13 protein-coding genes and 2 tRNA genes are annotated in these 18,940 nt (G+C 44.4%); 7 read left to right on the forward strand and 8 right to left on the reverse strand.

Annotation, left to right across the window (positions count from 1 at the left end; genetic code table 11):
- Positions 1-513 precede the first annotated feature (513 nt).
- On the forward strand, positions 514-1,251 hold the full coding sequence (locus PSYCG_RS12280; RefSeq protein WP_020444458.1) for a YdcF family protein: 738 nt from the start codon (positions 514-516) through the stop codon (positions 1,249-1,251).
- A gap of 83 nt (positions 1,252-1,334) precedes the next feature.
- A complete protein-coding gene (gene cls / locus PSYCG_RS12285) occupies positions 1,335-2,774 on the forward strand; it encodes a cardiolipin synthase (RefSeq protein WP_020444459.1) in 1,440 nt (479 codons plus the stop codon).
- Positions 2,775-2,844: 70 nt separating this feature from the next.
- Here the strand turns inward: cls and PSYCG_RS12290 are convergent, their stop codons facing one another.
- The 7 genes from PSYCG_RS12290 to rsmH all read right to left on the reverse strand — a co-directional run bounded on the left by PSYCG_RS12290 (position 2,845) and on the right by rsmH (position 12,396).
- Positions 2,845-3,786, reverse strand: coding sequence for a putative RNA methyltransferase (locus tag PSYCG_RS12290; protein WP_084674219.1), 942 nt, complete (start codon positions 3,784-3,786; stop codon positions 2,845-2,847).
- Between the two features lie 163 nt (positions 3,787-3,949).
- The gene (gene mraY, locus PSYCG_RS12295; RefSeq protein WP_020444461.1) at positions 3,950-5,068 is read right to left on the reverse strand and encodes a phospho-N-acetylmuramoyl-pentapeptide-transferase; all 1,119 of its coding nucleotides are present in this window, start codon (positions 5,066-5,068) and stop codon (positions 3,950-3,952) included.
- Between the two features lie 3 nt (positions 5,069-5,071).
- Positions 5,072-6,520: a UDP-N-acetylmuramoyl-tripeptide--D-alanyl-D-alanine ligase gene (locus PSYCG_RS12300; protein WP_020444462.1), complete on the reverse strand. Its 1,449-nt coding sequence runs from the start codon at positions 6,518-6,520 to the stop codon at positions 5,072-5,074.
- Between the two features lie 111 nt (positions 6,521-6,631).
- Positions 6,632-8,365, reverse strand: a complete 1,734-nt coding sequence (locus tag PSYCG_RS12305) for a UDP-N-acetylmuramoyl-L-alanyl-D-glutamate--2,6-diaminopimelate ligase (RefSeq protein ID WP_020444463.1) — start codon at positions 8,363-8,365, stop codon at positions 6,632-6,634.
- A gap of 70 nt (positions 8,366-8,435) precedes the next feature.
- Positions 8,436-10,523 carry a peptidoglycan D,D-transpeptidase FtsI family protein gene (locus PSYCG_RS12310; protein ID WP_011514683.1) on the reverse strand — a complete coding sequence of 696 codons (2,088 nt, stop codon included), beginning with the start codon at positions 10,521-10,523 and terminating at the stop codon, positions 8,436-8,438.
- Positions 10,520-11,032, reverse strand: coding sequence for a cell division protein FtsL (locus PSYCG_RS12315; protein ID WP_020444464.1), 513 nt, complete (start codon positions 11,030-11,032; stop codon positions 10,520-10,522). The genes PSYCG_RS12310 and PSYCG_RS12315 overlap by 4 nt, the downstream gene beginning before the upstream one ends.
- A gap of 212 nt (positions 11,033-11,244) precedes the next feature.
- Entirely contained in the window at positions 11,245-12,396 is a 1,152-nt protein-coding gene (rsmH, locus tag PSYCG_RS12320) for a 16S rRNA (cytosine(1402)-N(4))-methyltransferase RsmH (RefSeq protein ID WP_020444466.1), read from the reverse strand.
- 277 nt (positions 12,397-12,673) lie between these two features.
- On the opposite strand from rsmH, the gene gltX reads away from it, so the two are divergent.
- The 5 genes from gltX (at position 12,674) to PSYCG_RS12350 (ending at position 16,007) form a co-directional block, all read left to right on the forward strand.
- Positions 12,674-14,203: a glutamate--tRNA ligase gene (gltX, locus tag PSYCG_RS12330; protein WP_020444468.1), complete on the forward strand. Its 1,530-nt coding sequence runs from the start codon at positions 12,674-12,676 to the stop codon at positions 14,201-14,203.
- A 145-nt stretch (positions 14,204-14,348) separates the two neighbouring features.
- Positions 14,349-14,714 (forward strand): hypothetical protein, encoded by a 366-nt coding sequence (locus PSYCG_RS12335; protein ID WP_020444469.1) that lies wholly within the window; start codon positions 14,349-14,351, stop codon positions 14,712-14,714.
- A 122-nt stretch (positions 14,715-14,836) separates the two neighbouring features.
- A tRNA-Ala gene (locus PSYCG_RS12340) sits at positions 14,837-14,912 on the forward strand.
- A 146-nt stretch (positions 14,913-15,058) separates the two neighbouring features.
- Positions 15,059-15,134: transfer RNA gene (locus PSYCG_RS12345), tRNA-Glu, on the forward strand.
- 219 nt (positions 15,135-15,353) lie between these two features.
- Positions 15,354-16,007, forward strand: a complete 654-nt coding sequence (locus tag PSYCG_RS12350) for a LysE family translocator (RefSeq protein ID WP_020444470.1) — start codon at positions 15,354-15,356, stop codon at positions 16,005-16,007.
- A gap of 88 nt (positions 16,008-16,095) precedes the next feature.
- Here the strand turns inward: PSYCG_RS12350 and acnA are convergent, their stop codons facing one another.
- Positions 16,096-18,903, reverse strand: a complete 2,808-nt coding sequence (gene acnA, locus PSYCG_RS12355; protein WP_020444471.1) for an aconitate hydratase AcnA — start codon at positions 18,901-18,903, stop codon at positions 16,096-16,098.
- Positions 18,904-18,940: the final 37 nt, after the last annotated feature.

The following is an 18,940-nucleotide window of genomic DNA, read 5'->3' on the forward strand; positions in this document are numbered from 1 at the left end:
TGTTGGTCTAATAGCTGGTCTATAAATACGTATTTAAAATTAAATACATTAAAAATCAAAGTCTTATGTTAATAGTTCGAATCCCTCCTTCACCGCCAATCTTGGTCATTCCCTGTTTTCCTGTCTTGTCCTACCCCTTCCTAAATACCCCTTAAAAACTGTTAAGATAAATCTTATAGTTTTCTCATGCTTGTTTTTCTGATATCACCTTCTATGATTTTCTTAGCACTAAATTTACATTAATGGATGATTTCTTCAACCTTAAACCGCTTTAACTCTCTCTTCCACCCTTATCATTGAATTTGCCTTTCCTAGTAACAACAATGAGACGTTATCTCAAAACAGGGTGCGTTATCATGGGATCAACCAGTCTCTTATCAGACATGCTAAAGCGTCCAAACTAATATCACCATAGAAGATCCATTGAATATATTGCCTTTAAACAATCGTATACCCCTGTCAAAAAACTTCATGATGCCAGTGCGAGTTATATTAACCCTTATCGGTAGCCTTATGATCGTCGACTGTACGATTTTGATGGCAGTAGGTAAGGTAAATTTTGGTTCTGTTGTACCCTTCTTAGTAGGTATGGTGTTTGTTGCTCATGGTATTTTTTGGCGTAACATAATAAGATTTATCTGCCAAAATCGTTGGTTAAGCCGTCTGTGGTATGGGCTATGGATGGTGTTTTTTATCTGGTTAATCAGTTTTGGTATTTTTGCTTATGCATTACAGCAGCAGATTAAACAAAGTGCTAAACCCATACCTGAAGTCGCTGCCATCATTGTGCTAGGGTCAGGTACGGTCGCAGGCAAACCCACACCAACACTTGCCAAACGCTTAGATACTGCCGCGCCCCTTATCGATTCACAAAAAAGCGCGCTAGTCATCACTAGCGGTGGTATAGGTTTTGGTCAGACACGTAGCGAAGCCTATATTATGGCAACCTACTTGTACGATACATATGACATTCCTCTTAAGCATATTTTGCAAGAAGGTCAAAGCACGAGTACAGCAGAAAACCTTATTTATAGCCAAGAGATATTAGCGGCAAAAGGCATTTCTATTAAAGCGCCCATCGCTATCGTGACCAGTGATTTTCATATTATTCGCGCCGCAAACATCGCTCGGCATCAAGGCTACGTGCAACCTATTATGCTTGCCAGCCCTACTCCGTTATCCATCCGCTATAACGCGTGGTTTAGAGAGTACTTTGCCTTTGTCAGCGGTTGGCTTTTTGGAGAATACTAGACGGTTTTCATAGTACTTCTCTTTTTGATTAGTTAAAGCGATTGATACTTTTTAGATATAAAATAATAATAAGGGACGCTGTTATGATCGTAGATATTTTGTTGACGATACATTTTATCCTACTGATACTGATTTCTTTACGGGTCTTATCTCGCCATGATTTGACCTCGCCTGCCAGATTAGCATGGATTGTCATCCTGTTTATTTTGCCTTATTTTGGCGTGCTGATTTACTGGATGTTTGGTGAAGTGCATTTGGGTCATGACTTTGGGCAAAAACGCGACGATATCATTAAGCGATTAAATACTCATAGTCCAAGCGTTCTTGGTCATGAGACGACGTTAGAGAAGATGATCAAGCCCGCTTATCAAGCTTCCTTTGCTTATGCAGCAAAAGCCACCGGTTTTCATACTATGGAGGGTAATCAGGCAGAGCTCATGGCAGATGCAAGCGAAACACGCAGACGCATGATTGCTGATTTTGATGCTGCAACAGACCATATCCATGTGCTGTATTACATTTGGCTTGTCGATGGCATGGGTATTGATACCGCGCAAGCTCTCATCCGAGCAGCAAAGCGCGGCGTTACTTGTCGAGCAATGGTTGATGGCATGGGCTCACGGAAGATGGTGAGCTCAAAGATATGGCAAGAAATGCAAGATGCTGGCGTACAAGTCAGTGTAGCTCTCCCACTGACCAACTTTGTAAAAGTAATGCTGTTTAGCCGTATTGATCTGCGTAATCACCGCAAAATTACCGTTATTGATGGCAAAATTGGTTACTCTGGTAGTCGTAACTGTGCTGATCCTGAATTTATGGTAAAGCCAAAATATGCGCCGTGGGTCGATATTATGCTGCGTATCGAAGGACCTGTGGTCGCGCAGAATCAGATGTTATTTGCCAGTGATTGGTTGACTGAAAATCCAGACACTCCGCTTGATAGCTTTTATTATAATAGCACGCCAAAGCCTAATGGCTTTCCTGCCCAAGTTTTTTCAGATGGCCCTACTCAGCGGCACGGTACCACGCCACAGTTTTTGGGTGCTTTGATTAGCCAAGCGCAAGAGACGCTGATTATCTCTACGCCTTATTTTGTGCCCGATTATTCACTCGTCAGTATTTTATGCGCTACCGCCTATCGCGGGGTTGAAGTGACGATGGTTTTTCCAAAAAATAACGATTCCTTTATCGTTGCCGCGACCAGTCGCAGTTATTATTGGCAATTGCTCGAAGCGGGCGTAAAAATTTATGAATATAAACCAGGCTTGTTACACGCTAAGACCTTGACGATTGATGGTGAAATTAGCTTGATTGGCTCGACCAATTTAGACTTGCGTAGCTTTGATTTGAATTATGAGAATAACGTTGTCTTTAGCGATAAAAAGCTGACGGCGGATATTATCGAGCGCCAATACCAATATATCGCTGACTCAGACGAAGTAACACGTGAAGAGGTCAAAAACTGGCCACTATCTTCTAGGATTTGGAACAACATCATTGCTACGATGGGACCTGTTTTATAAGCCTCTTACTTTAAGCCCATCAGGTTATTTTGTGAAGTGTCTTGATAAGATGACATAGCGATAAGTAAACTTATAAGTTCGTTGTTTTCTGCAAAATATATATGACAAACTTGGCTTCAGTTGCAAATGTTTCGGTTGCAACTAAAGCTAGTAACGCTTGTCTTTTTTCGCTATGCGCACGATATGCATAAGGAGTCATAGTCAGCAAATCAGCCAAATCATCTGCTGATAATTTTAACTCAGTACTGACATTATAAGTGTTAAGCAGCGTAAAATATGGCGCTAATTCCTGCAAAAACTTGTCAGAATCGTGCTCACGGACATCGTCAAACAAAGCCTCACGCATCGTTGCTAAATGACCGATATCTGGCTTAGCAATGATTAAATAACCCTCATCGCTTAATACTTCATTGAACGCTTCTGGCAGAATGGGACTAAAAATACTGCTAATCCCATTGATCCTTTGCGCACGCAAGGGCAAATGAGCAGCACTGGTTACTAATGGATAAATCACTGCTGTTTTAATACTATCGTTCTTATCTTGCTGATTCCAAAGAGAACTTGCTGCCTTGCTCACTTTTGCAAGCTCTACTATGGCAGGTTTACTAATATCTGCCGCAATAAGTGTATTCATACCCGTCTGAGCCATCGCTTGGGTGTAATAACCTTCGCCGCAACCGATATCCAGCCAATTGACTGGTTTACCAGTTTGTTCAGATGGCAACTCGTTTTTTGCTAACAGTTCCACCATTTTTTGGCATATCAGTGCCTGTAATGGCTGATAATGCCCTGCATTTAAAAATCGTTTCCGTGCCTCGATGGATGCTTGACTATCACCTGGTGCTTTAGATTTTTTTTGTTGGACGGGCAGCAGATTAACGTAACCCTGACGCGCCACATCAAAAGGATGCGCAGTTTGTTTCAGGTGCAAGCTACCATCACAGCGCCATGTATCGATTGCGGGCTGCAGTGGCGACTGACAAAGGGGACAAATAAATAAGGACACAGGTATCTCAAATAATAGTAATATGGCTGTTATTTTATCAAAATTCATCCTCAGTAAGTAATAAAAGGCATGAGAAAAGAGAAGATAGAATAGAAAACAAAAAAGCCATCTCAAACTTGTTGAGATGGCTTTTTAACGAAGAATATCGAGATTAATCTGAGTTACTGTTCTAACGCAGCTTTAACGTCATCAATCCAAGGATAACCAAGATAATGGCGATAATCCAAAACCTTGCGACCACTTGGGTTTCTTTCCAGCCAATCTCTTCAAAATGGTGATGCAGCGGTGCCATACGAAAGACGCGCTTTTTGCGTAGCTTATATGAGCCAACCTGTAGCATTACCGACAATGCTTCTGCAACGAACAGTCCGCCCATAATTGCGAAAGCGATTTCTTGACGGGTCATTACCGCAATGGTACCGAGCATTGCGCCCAGTGACAGCGCACCCACATCACCCATAAACACTTGCGCTGGATGGGCGTTAAACCATAAAAAGCCAAGCCCTGCGCCAATCATCGCGCCACAGACAATAATCACTTCAGAGTTATAGGCAATATAAGGTACGTGCAAGTAATCCGCAAAGCGTACGTCACCGGAGACATATGCCATCGCGCCCAAGCCTGCAGCAACCAAGACCACTGGCAAAATCGCCAAGCCATCCAAGCCATCAGTTAAATTGACAGCGTTAGAGGCGCCATTAATCACAAAGTAAGTAAAGATAATAAAGCCAATACCAAACGGCACTGCCGAAAATGGAATCATCCAATCTTTAAAGATAGGTATTAATAAATCCTGCATCTCGCGAGTCGTCGCAATATCTGGCTGCAGTGTGGCAATATAATATAAAGAAATGCCGACGAACAATGCGCCCATCGAGAGCCAAAAGTATTTTTTGCGAGCGATTAGACCTTTGGGGTTCTTATATTTAATTTTGAGCCAATCATCCGCCCAGCCTACCGCACCAAAGATAATCATGACAATGAGCAAAATCCAAACGTACGGATTATTCAAACGCGCCCAAAGCAAGGTTGATACCCCAATTGCGCTCAAAATCAGCACCCCACCCATGGTCGGGGTGCCAGTTTTGACCAAATGCGACTGTGGTCCATCATTACGAATCGCCTGACCGTACTTCAGCGACCGCAAACGTCGAATAACGCGATTACCAAAAACCATGCTAAAAGCAAGGGCGGTAATGACCGCCAGTAACGCGCGCAGCGTCAAAGAAGAAACCGCATAAAACGGGGCATAATAATGACCAAGCCAGCTAAACAACCAAACTAACACCGCCTACTCCTCGACTAGCGCATTGATAAGTGTTTCCATTTCCATGGAACGAGAACCTTTAAACAACACCGTACAAGGTTGCGCCTGCTGCGCTTGCAAATAAGGTTTCAAGTACGCCAATAAACTGTCTTTATCGGTAAACGCATGGGCATTGATATCAGAAATCTCCTGCGCACCTTCGACTGTATAAGGGGCATATTCACCAACGCAAAGCAGCACATTGATGCCTGTGGTCGCAATGGTACGACCCAAGCTTCGATGCTCGCTCACTGCAGCCTCACCTAACTCAGCAATATCGCCTAATACCATCACTTGCGTACCCGTTTGCGCTGCCAATACTTTGGCAGCCGCCCGTACCGAATGTGGATTGGCATTATAAGTATCATCAATCAGTCGATGCATGCCTAACAGCTGACTGTTCAAGCGACCTTTGGCAGGACGCGCATTTTCAAGTCCGACGACGATATCACTAACTTCAATATTTAATGCATGGGCACAGGCAGCAGCGGCTAAAGCATTATTGACATTGTGCTCGCCCGCTAGTGGCAAGTTGATATCATGGACTTGATTGCCAATATGCAGCTTAAATTCACTGCGCTCAGGCTCGACATCTAAATGGCTGGCACTAACATCAGTATTACCAAAGCCAATCACGTGTGACGTATGCTTTTCAGCGATACGGCGTAATTGATTGGTAAAATCATCTTTGTCAGGAACGATCGCAAATTGACTGTCATTCAAGGTATGGTAAATCTCAGCCTTGGTTTGGCAAATCCCTTCACGGCTGCCAAACTCACCCAAATGCGCTGTACCAATATTTAAGATACACGCAACATCTGGCTGGACAATCTCCGTAGTATAAGCAATTTCGCCAATATGGTTTGCGCCCAATTCCAAAATGGCATAGCGATGATGGTCGGATAATTCGAGCAACATCATTGGTACGCCCAAGTCATTATTTAGGTTGCCACGCGTGATAAGCGTTGGGGCAAGTCTGCCAAAGATACTACCCAGCATCTCTTTACAGGTGGTCTTACCGCTAGAGCCAGTAATAGCAATAACGGTTAAATTTTGATGCTGTTGACGACGATATGCAGCCAATTGTCCTAACGCTAAACGGGTATCGCTCACCACTAACTGCGGAATACTGTTTGCATCAGCTGTAGCAATAGGGCGGGCGACGATAGCCGCAACCGCACCTTGCGCGATGGCAGTATCGAGATAATCGTGACCATCAAAATTGTCACCCGTTAACGCTAAAAATATATCACCAGGCTTTATCGTACGGGTATCGGTGGCAATACGAGTGCTCATTACATCGTTTTCTGAGCCGGATTGTCCTTCACTCAGCTGCCAATGCCCGTTGAGTGCTGCGGTTGCCGCGAGCAGATTGTCTGCTTGCCAAACATACAGCCCTTGCGACTGAATGCTGTTATCGTTGTCGGCTGTCATAATGATTACCTTATATATGATGACTACTTATTTATTTTTTATAGTTAACGACTAATACTTTTTAAATAGCATGGAAAACTAACTGTAAGCGCTATTATTTATCTATAAATGCTATACACGCCCTGCTTGTTTTAAGGCGTTTTGCAAAATAACACTGTCGTCAAAATCATAACGAACATGGTTAATTTCTTGATAGGTCTCATGACCCTTGCCCGCGATAACGACGATATCATCAGCCGCTGCTTGATTGACCGCATACTCAATCGCTGCTTGGCGCGCAGGCTCAATATGGGTACGCTGATATTGTTCAGTACTCATCCCTGCCTGCATATCTTGCAAAATCGCGTTGGGGTCTTCAGTACGTGGATTGTCTGCCGTTAACACGACTTTATCCGCGCCTGCCAATCCTGCTTGCGCCATCAAAGGACGTTTGCCCGCATCACGGTCGCCACCGCAGCCAAACACTGCCCATAGTTGGCCTTTACAATGAGTTTTTAGACTAGCAAGCACCTGACTGAGTGCATCAGGGGTGTGAGCATAATCGACGATGAAACAACCATCATTCGATGGTACACGCTGCATACGCCCAACCGCACCTTGCAGTTGCGGAATGACTGCAGCAATCCGCTCAAGATTAATGCCTAAAGCTACGGCAGCTGCGATAGCAGCAAGTAAATTCGCCACGTTAAAACGCCCCAATAATGGGCTGACGATATTAATGCTATTGGCTTCTTTATTTTTAAAATCCGTATTATCAAAGTCAGTACGTAGCGTAATCTCAACACCTTGTAAACTTGGCTTGATTCCAGCAGCAACAAAGGTTGCAGATTTTGATGGGTCTAAACTATACGTCCAAACTATTAATTGGCTAGCGTGTGCCGTATCAAGCATAATCTGGGCATGCTCGTCATCGATATTGATAATAGCGTGGGTCAAATCCGGAAAATGGGCTTTATCAAATAGCTTGGCTTTAGCCGCCGCGTACTTTGCCATATCAGCATGATAATCTAAATGATCGCGACTCAGGTTGGTATAAATCGCAACCGACACTGGCATACCTTGCAGACGCTGCTGATCCAAACCATGTGAGCTGGCTTCTAATGCCAATAATTCAGCATTCTCTGTACCCATTTGATATAAAAATTGCTGGACCGCTAAGGCATCGCCCGTGGTATGGCTGGCTTGTACCAAAGCACCAAGCCTACCATTACCTGCCGTGCCCATAACTGCGCTGCTTATACCTGTCAGCTGCGTCAATTGCGCCACCAATTGACTAATGGTGGTTTTGCCATTGGTGCCCGTCACCGCTATGACAGTTGGTAATATCACGGGCTGCTGATACTGTAAACGTGCTTGAATTAAGCTGCCCAGAAAATCACGGATATGAGGTATATATAATACGGGGCAAGGCAAAGTATCTAATTGCTGCTGTGCGATAGATTTTGCATTATCGGTTTTAGTCAATTCGAGATTGGCGTGAGGCGGGACATTAGCGGTGGTAAGCAAAGCAATAGGGTCGATTTCCGATAGGATAAAAGCCGCATTGTTAGCGGCTTGATAAAGGTGGTCACGGCTTTTTTGGCAATTTGGCGTATGGCTTTTTAACAAGACGAACACGTCGTTGCTGGCTAGTTGACGGCTGTCTAAACAGAACTGCTGGAATGGAATATTGATCACCGCATCCAGTTGAACAGAGGTCATTTGATGCGATAACTCGCTAACAGCTGCGGTCATATTCGCTGTAAATACCTGCTGTAGACTATGTCTATCGTCGCTGCTACTAGCTGCAAGCAGCTGTTGCAAGGTAACTGTGATACTGCTTGGCGACAAGGTAGACAGGGTCATTGGCAAATCCTAAACGGTTAAAACACATCAAATAGTTAAGAGGTGGATATTAAAAAATTTACTTTTATATCTATTGAGCTTCGGTTTTGAGCGGCTTATCTAAGGGCACATTATATAAACGTAGTGCCTCTTTCATGACATTATGAAAAACAGGAGCCACGGTTAAACCAGCATAAATCTGACCACGCGGGTCTTCGATTAACATGACACCGACCAGTTTTGGATTAGAAGCGGGTGCCATACCCGCAAAGACATTACGATACTGGTCAGTATAGTAGCCACCTTTTGGATTGATACGGCGCGAGGTTCCTGTTTTACCAGCAACGCGGTAACCATCAATAGCCGCACCTTTAGCCGTACCGCCGTCTTCTGTGACACTTTCCATCATCTGTACGATGGCCATCGCTTGTTCATGCGCCATAATACGTTTGCTTGGTAGCGCTTTGTCATTTTTATTCAACGTTAGCGGATGCATGACGCCACCTGCCGCCAGCGCTGAATAAGCTTGCGCTATCTGTGCCAGCGTCACCTGTATACCATAGCCATAACTGACCGTTGCTCGTCTCGAAGTTTCTTTTTCTTCTGGTGTCACCACAAGCCCACTGCCTTCACCTGGGAATTGCAGTGGTGTTTTTGCCCCAAAGCCAAACTGTCTTTGCATATTGGTAATGCCGTCAGCCGGTAGAGACAAAGCAATCTTGGTCGAGGCGACGTTACTAGATTTCTGTAGTAGCGTTGCCATCGTGATCCGCCCTAAATTATTATGGTCACGAATCGTATAACCACGGACACGGATAGAGCCAGGATTGGTATCGATCAAAGTAGTGGCAGTGTATTTCCCTGAATCTAAAGCCGCAGCAACGGTGAATGGCTTCATGACTGAACCGGGTTCAAAGACATCAAGGAGCGCACGGTTACGCTGATTTTCACCCGTCATCTCATTGAGATTATTAGAGTTAAATGACGGCCATGTTGATAGCGCCAGTACTTCACCAGTTTGTACATCGACTACCATGCCCGTCGACCAGCGCGCTTTTTGCAAACGCCCCGCCTTTTCTAGCTCTTTATAAAGCAAATATTGCAAACGCGAATCAATGGTCAATGTCACATCTTTGCCTGGTACTTCTGGTTCAACCTGTTTGATTTCTTTAAGACTGTTTTGTTTGGCATCTTTGAGCACCAAAACCTTACCATCATCACCCGCCAGATCTTTCTCATACTGACGTTCGATACCAGCACGTCCTTCATAACCACCTTCAGGATCGTTGGCATTTTGTCCCATGAAACCTAGTAGTTGCGAGTTAGGCTGTGGCTGCGGATAATAGCGCTGAAAAAAGTTTTTCTCATTAACACCAGGAAAATCAAGCGAGCTAACGCTTTCTGCAATCTCCGGCGTTACCTTATTTAATAATGGCAAATAATGCGAGCCTGCACCCGATGGCAGCGCTGCTTTGACTGCCACTTCATCCGTTACATCAATAGTAGGGTCGATAGCTGTCACTCTTTTTAGCTCATCGGCTGAGATATTGGCAGCCGCCGCAAGCGTCGTCAAATCCATATTATCCAAGCGCTTTTGCATACGTGCGATAAGCTGCGGACTTTCAGGATTGGTGATAATAATACGCTTAAGCTCGTAGTATTCACGGGCATAGTCATGTGGGCTAAAAGAGACTGTCGCAAGTGGTGCACTGACAGCCAATGGCAAATCGTTGCGATCCGTAATCATGCCACGATAGGATTTTTGCGTGCGTACACTGGTGATGAGCTCATTGCCTTTATCTTGATAAAACTGAGTATTGGCAATTTGAATGTAGTAAGCACGACCGATAAGTGCCACCAAAATAAGCAGCGCTATACCCCAAATCAAACGGAAACGGTTCTTATCTTGTTCGACACCGCCGCGAGAGGAAGCACCAGATGCTTTACCCAAAATTGATCTTTTGCTTTTTAGATTTTTGACACTGGTATAAGCACCCTGTTCTTCATTCTTTTTTAAGCGACCAAATAGCTTGGCTTTACGGCCATCATCTGATTTATGGTCAGGCTTGCTACTCGTTTGCCCAGATTTGGCCGCACTAGCACGGCGTAGTGGCTTAGTAACCTTGCCGCTGGCGGGTTTTTTGCTGGTCGCTTTAGCACTGGGTTTTTTATCGCTCATTGTCCTGCCTCCGCTAGGTCAGAATCGGTAGCAGCAGTCTTAACGGGTGCATCGCTCACAGCATCAACTTCGAAAACATCAGAATCATTCGTCGTTAAAGTGTCTGGAGTACTGGCATCAGGGTCCACGAGTGCAACTGCTGTCGCAGCACCTGGCTGGATAATCAACTTATCTTTGAGTGTCGGTGAAAACATACCCAATTCAGAAACCGCACGACTGGCAATCTGCGGCGTCGCACTAAAGGTCTGCTGTTCAATAAGCAGACGCTGATGCTCAACTTGTAATTTTCGCTCTTGTTTTTTCATGTCTTGCAAGGTTTTATAATCCTGATGATATTGCTGAACACCTTCAGCCGTTTTGATGCCACTCCATACAATACCAGCCGCCAACAGTACCAATATAGCCACATAGATATTTGATATTTTAAATTTACGCACAAATAAGGCACCAACATCGGTATTTGATGGCGTTGCGGCGCGGCGGTTTACAGGTTTGTCGGATATTGCCATGACAATCTCAAAAAAGTGAACTTCAAAATATAAAAAGCGATAGCCATTTACGAGTTATAAAACTCTTATAAGCCATCAGCACCATCAATAAAAACAATACCAAGCAAAAAAGTAACTGCTGAGCCTAGCAGATAATGTTTACAGCTTTTTAACAGCCGCGTAATCATTAAAACATTCAGTCATATTTAAACCACATAATTTAATAATGGCATTCATGGATGAACATCTGCTACATAGTCAGCATCAGTACGTGTTGCCATGCGTAACCATGCACTACGCGAGCGTGGGTTATGACTTATCTCTGCTTTACTTGGACCGACGCGTTTTGGCTTACTAAAGTAACGTGGACGCTTGGGTGGCATCGGTAGATTCTCATCTTCTGGATATTGCCCTTTACTATGACGCTGCAAAAACTGCTTGATACGTCGATCTTCTAAGGAGTGGAAACTAATCACTGCTAGCTGCCCGCCTACCTTCAATATCGGAATACTTTGTTCTAAAAAGTTATCGACATCACCAAGCTCGTTGTTAATAAAAATCCGCATCGCTTGAAAGCTCTGGGTCGCTGGATGCTTGCCGCGTTGCCAGTTTGGGTGCGCAACTTTTATCACTTCAGCCAATGCTAAAGTAGAGTCGTAACTGTCCATCTGCTTAATGGCACGAGCGATACGGCGACTGTGACGCTCTTCACCAAACTCATAAAGGACATTGGCCAAGGTTTCATCATCGACCGTCTCAAGCCACTCAGCAACCGACTGCCCGCGGCTAGTATCCATACGCATATCGACCGCGCCATCGCGCATAAAACTAAAACCACGACTGCCATCATCAATTTGCGGTGATGAGATACCCAAGTCTGCCATTAAACCGTCAACTTGGGTGATTCCCATTGCAGCAAGACTGTCTGTTAACGTCGCAAAGCTATCATGTACCACTTTTACGCGACTGTCGCTATTTGCCAATTCACGAGCAACGCTAATGGCCGTTGGGTCTTTATCAAAAACAATCAAGGTTGCGTCATCGGCAAGCTGGCTCAATAGCAAGCGACTATGGCCACCACGACCAAAGGTAGCATCGACGTAGATACCGCTTGCTTGCAAGCTATTTTGACTTTCGTCGTCTGTCTGCTTCGGTAGAGATTTGACACCCAACACTGCGGCGACTGCTTCTTGCAATAGCACCGCATCATGGGCAAAACTCAATTCGTCAGATGTAGCTTGATCTTCACTAGACTCTTGTATAAGTTTTTGAGTAGAAGTGCTTTCTTCAGAAAACAGACTCGCCGCTGACATAGAATGATCAGGGTCAGAAGGATTGTGATTAGCATTTGGCGTATTTTTTGGCTTACTATTCGATATGGACACAAACAACTCAATAGATGATGGTCAAATTGACCAGTAATAGTAAAAAATCAGATGAAAATAAACAAGTTATGACTTACCTAACATTATTATCGCAAGGATACACGGGTAGTCAAGCGCTAGAAGGGCATTTCGTTAAAAATATCCCATCTCTCTGTTATACTAGCGCTATATTTTACGCTATTTTTCAACGTTGACTTCCATTCTTTCGTTCATATTTTCACTTTTCACTACTACTTTTGACTGTCCCATTCATTAACAACAACATTCTGAGATTTTTATGATGCAACCATCTACTTCTACTAATAGCATACGCCCTGTTCGTACCCGTATTGCCCCTTCGCCTACTGGCTTCCCGCACGTTGGCACTGCTTATATCGCACTGTTTAATCTAGCCTTTGCCAAAGCTCATGGCGGCGAATTTATTTTGCGTATTGAAGACACCGACCAAACGCGCTCGACAGAGCAATCTGAAAAAATGATTTTGGATGCACTGCATTGGGTCGGTCTCGACTGGGCGGAAGGTCCAGATATCGGCGGTCCGCACGCGCCTTATCGTCAAAGCGAGCGTAGTGATATCTACAAAAAGCATGCAGAGCAACTGATAGAAAACGATCATGCGTTTCGCTGCTTTTGTAGCAGTGAAGAATTAGATATTATGCGCGCTGAGCAAATGGCCAATGGCGAAACACCACGCTATGACGGTCGCTGTGCCCATTTAGCATCAGAGAAAACTGCGCAATTGGTTGCTGAGGGCAAACCAAACGTCATTCGTATGCGTGTGCCAACCGAAGGCGTCTGTCAAGTACAAGATATGCTGCGCGGTACGGTCGAGATTCCTTGGACGCAAGTGGACATGCAAGTGCTTCTCAAAACCGACGGCATGCCGACTTATCATTTAGCCAACGTTGTCGATGACCACTTGATGGACATCAGCCATGTGTTGCGCGGTGAAGAGTGGCTCAACTCTGCGCCGAAACATCAGCTGCTTTATGAGTATTTTGGTTGGGAGATGCCCGTACTTTGCCATATGCCATTACTGCGTAACCCTGATAAATCAAAACTGTCTAAGCGTAAAAACCCTACCTCTATCACGTATTACCGTGATGCCGGCGTGCTACCTGAAGCCTTGCTAAATTACCTTGGTCGTATGGGCTACTCAATGCCTGACGAAGCTGAGAAATTTACCTTGGATGAAATGATTGCCAGCTTTGATATTCAGCGTGTGTCACTTGGCGGCCCTATTTTCGATATCGAAAAGCTCAATTGGCTTAATGCCGAATGGCTACGGGCGCTAACGCCAGAAGAACTCAAAAACAAAATCCTCGACTGGGCAAGTAACAGCGATAAATTAACCGCTATCGCAGCAGCGATTCAGCCTCGTATTGAATTATTGTCTGATGCAGTTAATTGGGGTGGCTTTTATTTCCAGAACTTACCTAATATCAATGCTGAGAGCTTTACCCATAAATTACTCTCGGCTGAACAAATTACTGAGATGCTGCAATTAGCGCTTTGGCAGCTAGAAGTCTTGCCAACGTGGTCAGAAGAAAATATCTACGCCACCCTCAAGGGTCTTGCCGCACATCTTGATATTAAAATGCGCGATTTTATGGCACCGTTCTTTATCGCTATCGCTGGTAGCACCTCATCGACGCCAGTCATGAACTCTATGGCAATTATCGGCGCTGATATGACATTGACACGCTTGCGTCATGCGATTGACGTACTTGGTGGTTTGGGCAAAAAGAAGCTGAAAAAACTAGAGAAACAAGCGGCAGAGTTGCCAGATTTTTTGGCAGCTGAATAGTTGTTTGTTAATAATATTGTTGATTCATAATACTATTAGTGAATAAAAAAGAGGGGTCAGGCTATTACTGACCCCTCTTTACATGAATCTCAGCATTTGCATACGAATACTGAATCTCTATTTAATATTTAAATTGGAAATAAAAATGGCAGCCAAGACCGTCACAATAGAAAGTAAAGATTATGTCTTTAACACGCTAAAAGAAGCTCAAAAATACTATGATGCAATCATAAAAGAGCTATACGATACCAAGCTAATCCTCACGACCGGTCAAGACTTTGATGACTTAAAGTGGATATATCTCTCTTATTGCAGTTATATCAATCATAATGTCGATCGATTGAAAGAATCTGACATCATTGGTTTTAAAGGTATCAGCACAGTACAACTAAAAGGTGGGCAATATATCCCCACAGAATGCGGTGCAGTTATTTTTTCAGATGGTACTGAAGAAGAATTCTTTACCGATAAAGCCATCAAAGAGATAGCCAGTCAGCAAAACCCACGCTAAATTGGGCTTAGTAAGTTAATAAAATAGCTTTGAACACTTTTTTTTGCATATTTATGCATTATTTTTAAAATAGCAGTTGACAAGACTGCTGGTCTTACATAAAATACGCACACTCTTAGCGAGGGGCTATAGCTCAGTTGGTAGAGCACTTGCATGGCATGCAAGGGGTCAACGGTTCGACTCCGTTTAGCTCCACCATACTATTTATTGCAAAGCTCAGTTCACTGAAACTTTAACGTAAATACTCGCTAGTAGGACGATATCAGCACCTAGGCAATGCTTACTTACTAAGCTATCTGATATTGTGAAGTACCGTTGTAACCACTGGTTATAACACTCTATGCGTCCCCATCGTCTAGAGGCCTAGGACACCGCCCTTTCACGGCGGTAACGGGGGTTCGAATCCCCCTGGGGACGCCACTATACGGCGTCACTTATTAGCACTTTTGCTTAGCATCAGATTAGACTAGTAAGCGAACAATAAAAAATTCCAGTCATCATACGGTGACTGGAATTTTTTATGTCTGTCATTTCTGAAAAATGCGAGCAAGGCTATATAAACCTTTGGGAATATTGATAGAATGCAAAGGCGCTCTATAACATATCGAGCTTAACTGCGATCACAAGGAAGTATTGGCTATGTTTGGTATTGAGAATTATCTCGGGTTTGTCATGGCAGCTATCTTGTTAAACCTAACCCCTGGCACCGATAGCATGTATATCATTACTCGTAGTATGTCACAGGGACAAACTGCAGGATTCTACTCTGTATTTGGTATTATCTCTGGTATTTTAGTACATACTTTGCTGGCTGCGCTCGGATTGTCCGTCCTATTAGCTAATTCACCATTTGCATTTACGCTAGTGAAATATATTGGCGCAAGCTACTTATGCTATCTAGGCTTTAAAATGCTGACTAGCAAACCAGTACCTTTACTTGCCAGTAATTTACCCATTGAAGAAAAATTAGCGTCTACTCGACCGTTAGATAGGTGGCAGATATATAAGCAAGGGGTCATAACTAATACCTTTAATCCAAAAGTCGCCTTATTCTTTTTGGCGTTCTTCCCACAGTTTATCGACTCGAGTTACGGTAATAGCATGCTGTCTTTTTTAGGTCTTGGGCTAACTTTTGCTACGACCGGTTTTATGTGGTTCTCGTGCTTGGCATTACTGTCGTCAAAGTTCAGTGAAAATCTGCGTAAGAATCCTACTATTGAAGTAATTTTAAATAGAATAAGCGGTGTGATATTTATCGGCATGGGAGTCAAGCTGCTGACTGAGAAAGGTTGAGCAATAAAATTACCTAAGCACGATAATATTGCATAAAAGAGCCCAATCATATGATTGGGCTCTTTGTCATACTAAGTCTAATCAATTATTACGCAGCGTCTTTGCTCTCAGCTGCCAGTTGACGTAGCACATAGTGCAATACACCGCCATGACGCACATACTCGCGCTCTTTTGGCGTCTGTAACATGACATTGACATCAAAGCTCTCAGACGAACCATCGGCACGCGTAGCCGTGACTTTGGCGGTCTTGCTCTCACCATTATCTAGACCTGTGATACTAAGCACTTCAGAGCCGTCTAAGTTAAAGGTCGCTGCATTTTCACCATCTTTAAAGGTCAATGGCAAGACACCCATACCGACTAGGTTTGAGCGGTGAATACGCTCAAACGAGCTGGTCAATACCGCTTTTACACCGAGTAGGATTGTTCCCTTCGCCGCCCAGTCACGGCTAGAGCCAGAACCATATTCTGCACCGCCAAGTACCACGAGCGGACGCTTGTCTTCTTTATACTTCATCGCCGCATCATAGATAGCCATTTCTTGACCGTCTTTTAGCGTGGCGCTATCGCCATTGAAGTAATAGGTATAACCGCCCTCTTTGCCCGCCATCATGGCGTTTTTGATACGGATATTGGCAAAAGTACCACGAGTCATGACCGCATCGTTACCACGGCGTGAGCCATAACTGTTGAAGTCAGCTTCCATCACACCACGCCCTTGCAAGTACTTACCCGCAGGAGAATCAGCATCGATATTACCAGCTGGTGAGATATGATCGGTGGTGATTGAATCACCGAACAACCCTAAGATACGCGCGCCTTCGATATCAGGGATACCTTCCGGCTCCATGGTCATGCCATCAAAGAACGGTGGGTTCTTAATGTACGTAGACTCTTCGCTCCATGGATACAGCTGGCTATCGGCTGAGCTAATCGCGTTCCATGCTGCACTACCGTCAAACACTTCGCCATAGTTTTTGCGGAACATATCGGCGTCGATATTATTGGCAATTAGCTCGTTAATTTCTTCTGACGTTGGCCAGATGTCTTTTAGGAATACATCATTGCCTTCTTGGTCTTGTCCTAGCGGATGCGTGGTCAAGTCAATATCGACAGTACCTGCCAGCGCATAAGCGACTACCAATGGCGGTGATGCCAAGTAGCTGGCTTTTACGTGCGAGTGAATACGACCTTCAAAGTTACGGTTACCTGATAGTACAGCAGCGGCAACCAAATCACCTTCTTCGATAGCCTCTTCAATCGCCCCTAATAGCGGACCTGAGTTACCGATACAAGTGGTACAGCCATAACCAACCAGATAGAAGCCTATTTTCTCTAGCTCATCCATCAATTTGGCTTTTTCAAGATAATCAGTTACTACTTTTGACCCTGGAGCCAGTGAAGTTTTAACCCATGGTTTAGCTGTTAGGCCTTTTGCCGCGGCTTTTTTGGCAACCAAACCTGCGCCAATCATCACTGCTGGGTTTGAGGTATTGGTACAAGAAGTAATCGCTGCGATAACGACAGAACCATCACGCAATCTATACTCTTCGTCTTCGATTTTGACCGTGCAGTAAGTACTGCCTTCCGCGCAAAAAGGATTAGGTTTTGCCGCGAGCGTTTTTGCTTGCTCTTGCTTACCGCCTTCTTCATCGAAGCGAACCTTGGCTTCAACTTCTTTCTTACGGTCTTTGGTCATCGCCGTCAAGGTTTCGCCAAATTTTTCATGCATATCAGATAGATTAATACGCTGTTGTGGCAAGTTCGGACCAGCAAGTGCGGGCTGTACTGATGATAAATCCAATTCCAACTTACTTGAGTAGGTCGCTGCTGGCGTATCTGCATCATGCCATAAGCCTTGCGCCTTGGCATATTTTTCAACCAACTCTATTTGGGCTTCATCACGACCTGATAGACGTAGATAATCAATCGCCATTTGGTCAATCGGGAAAATACCGCAGGTTGCACCATATTCTGGTGACATATTGGCAATGGTGGCACGATCTGCAAGTGGCATACTATGTAAGCCTTCGCCATAAAATTCGACGAACTTACCAACCACACCATGCGCACGCAGCATCTCAACGACGCGTAACACTAAATCCGTTGCAGTAACGCCTTCGGTTAACTTACCTTTTAGCTCAAAACCAACCACTTGTGGGATGAGCATTGATGATGGCTGACCAAGCATTGCCGCTTCCGCTTCAATACCGCCCACGCCCCAACCAAGTACACCAATACCATTAATCATAGTAGTGTGACTGTCAGTACCAAATACCGTATCAGGATAAGCGGTCAGCTCACCGTCGACATCAGCAGCCATTACCACACGGGCCAAGTACTCTAAGTTAACCTGATGCACAATACCTGTGGCTGGTGGCACGACAACGAAGTTTTTAAAGGCATTCTTGCCCCAATGCAGAAATTCATAGCGCTCATTATTACGCTTGAACTCAATCTTTTCGTTAAGATCTATGGCATCTTCGCGGCCATAAGCATCGACTTGTACTGAGTGATCGACGACCAATTCACTTGGGATAAACGGGTTAATTTGCTCAGCTTTGCCGCCAAGCTCAACTACGGCATCACGCATCGCTGCCAAATCGACTACCGATGGCACACCAGTAAAATCTTGCAGGACAACACGGGCTGGCATAAAGGCTATTTCTTTTGACGCTTCTGCGCCTGCATCCCAATTGGCGACCGCTTCGATGTGATTTTTGCCAACAGACTGCCCGTCATCTTCATTACGCAATAAGTTTTCTAAAACGACTTTCATGCAAAATGGTAACTTGCTGATGTTTTCGTAAGTCTCGGTTAGCTTGGGCAGACTATAATAGGTATGGTCCTTGCTATCGACCGTAATGGTGTCTTTTACATTAAAAATATCACTCATGGTAGCTTCCTTATCGTTGTTATAGATCCTGAACATA

Origin of the sequence: Psychrobacter sp. G, from assembly GCF_000418305.1 — a bacterium.
Classification (GTDB): Bacteria; Pseudomonadota; Gammaproteobacteria; order Pseudomonadales; family Moraxellaceae; genus Psychrobacter; species Psychrobacter cryohalolentis.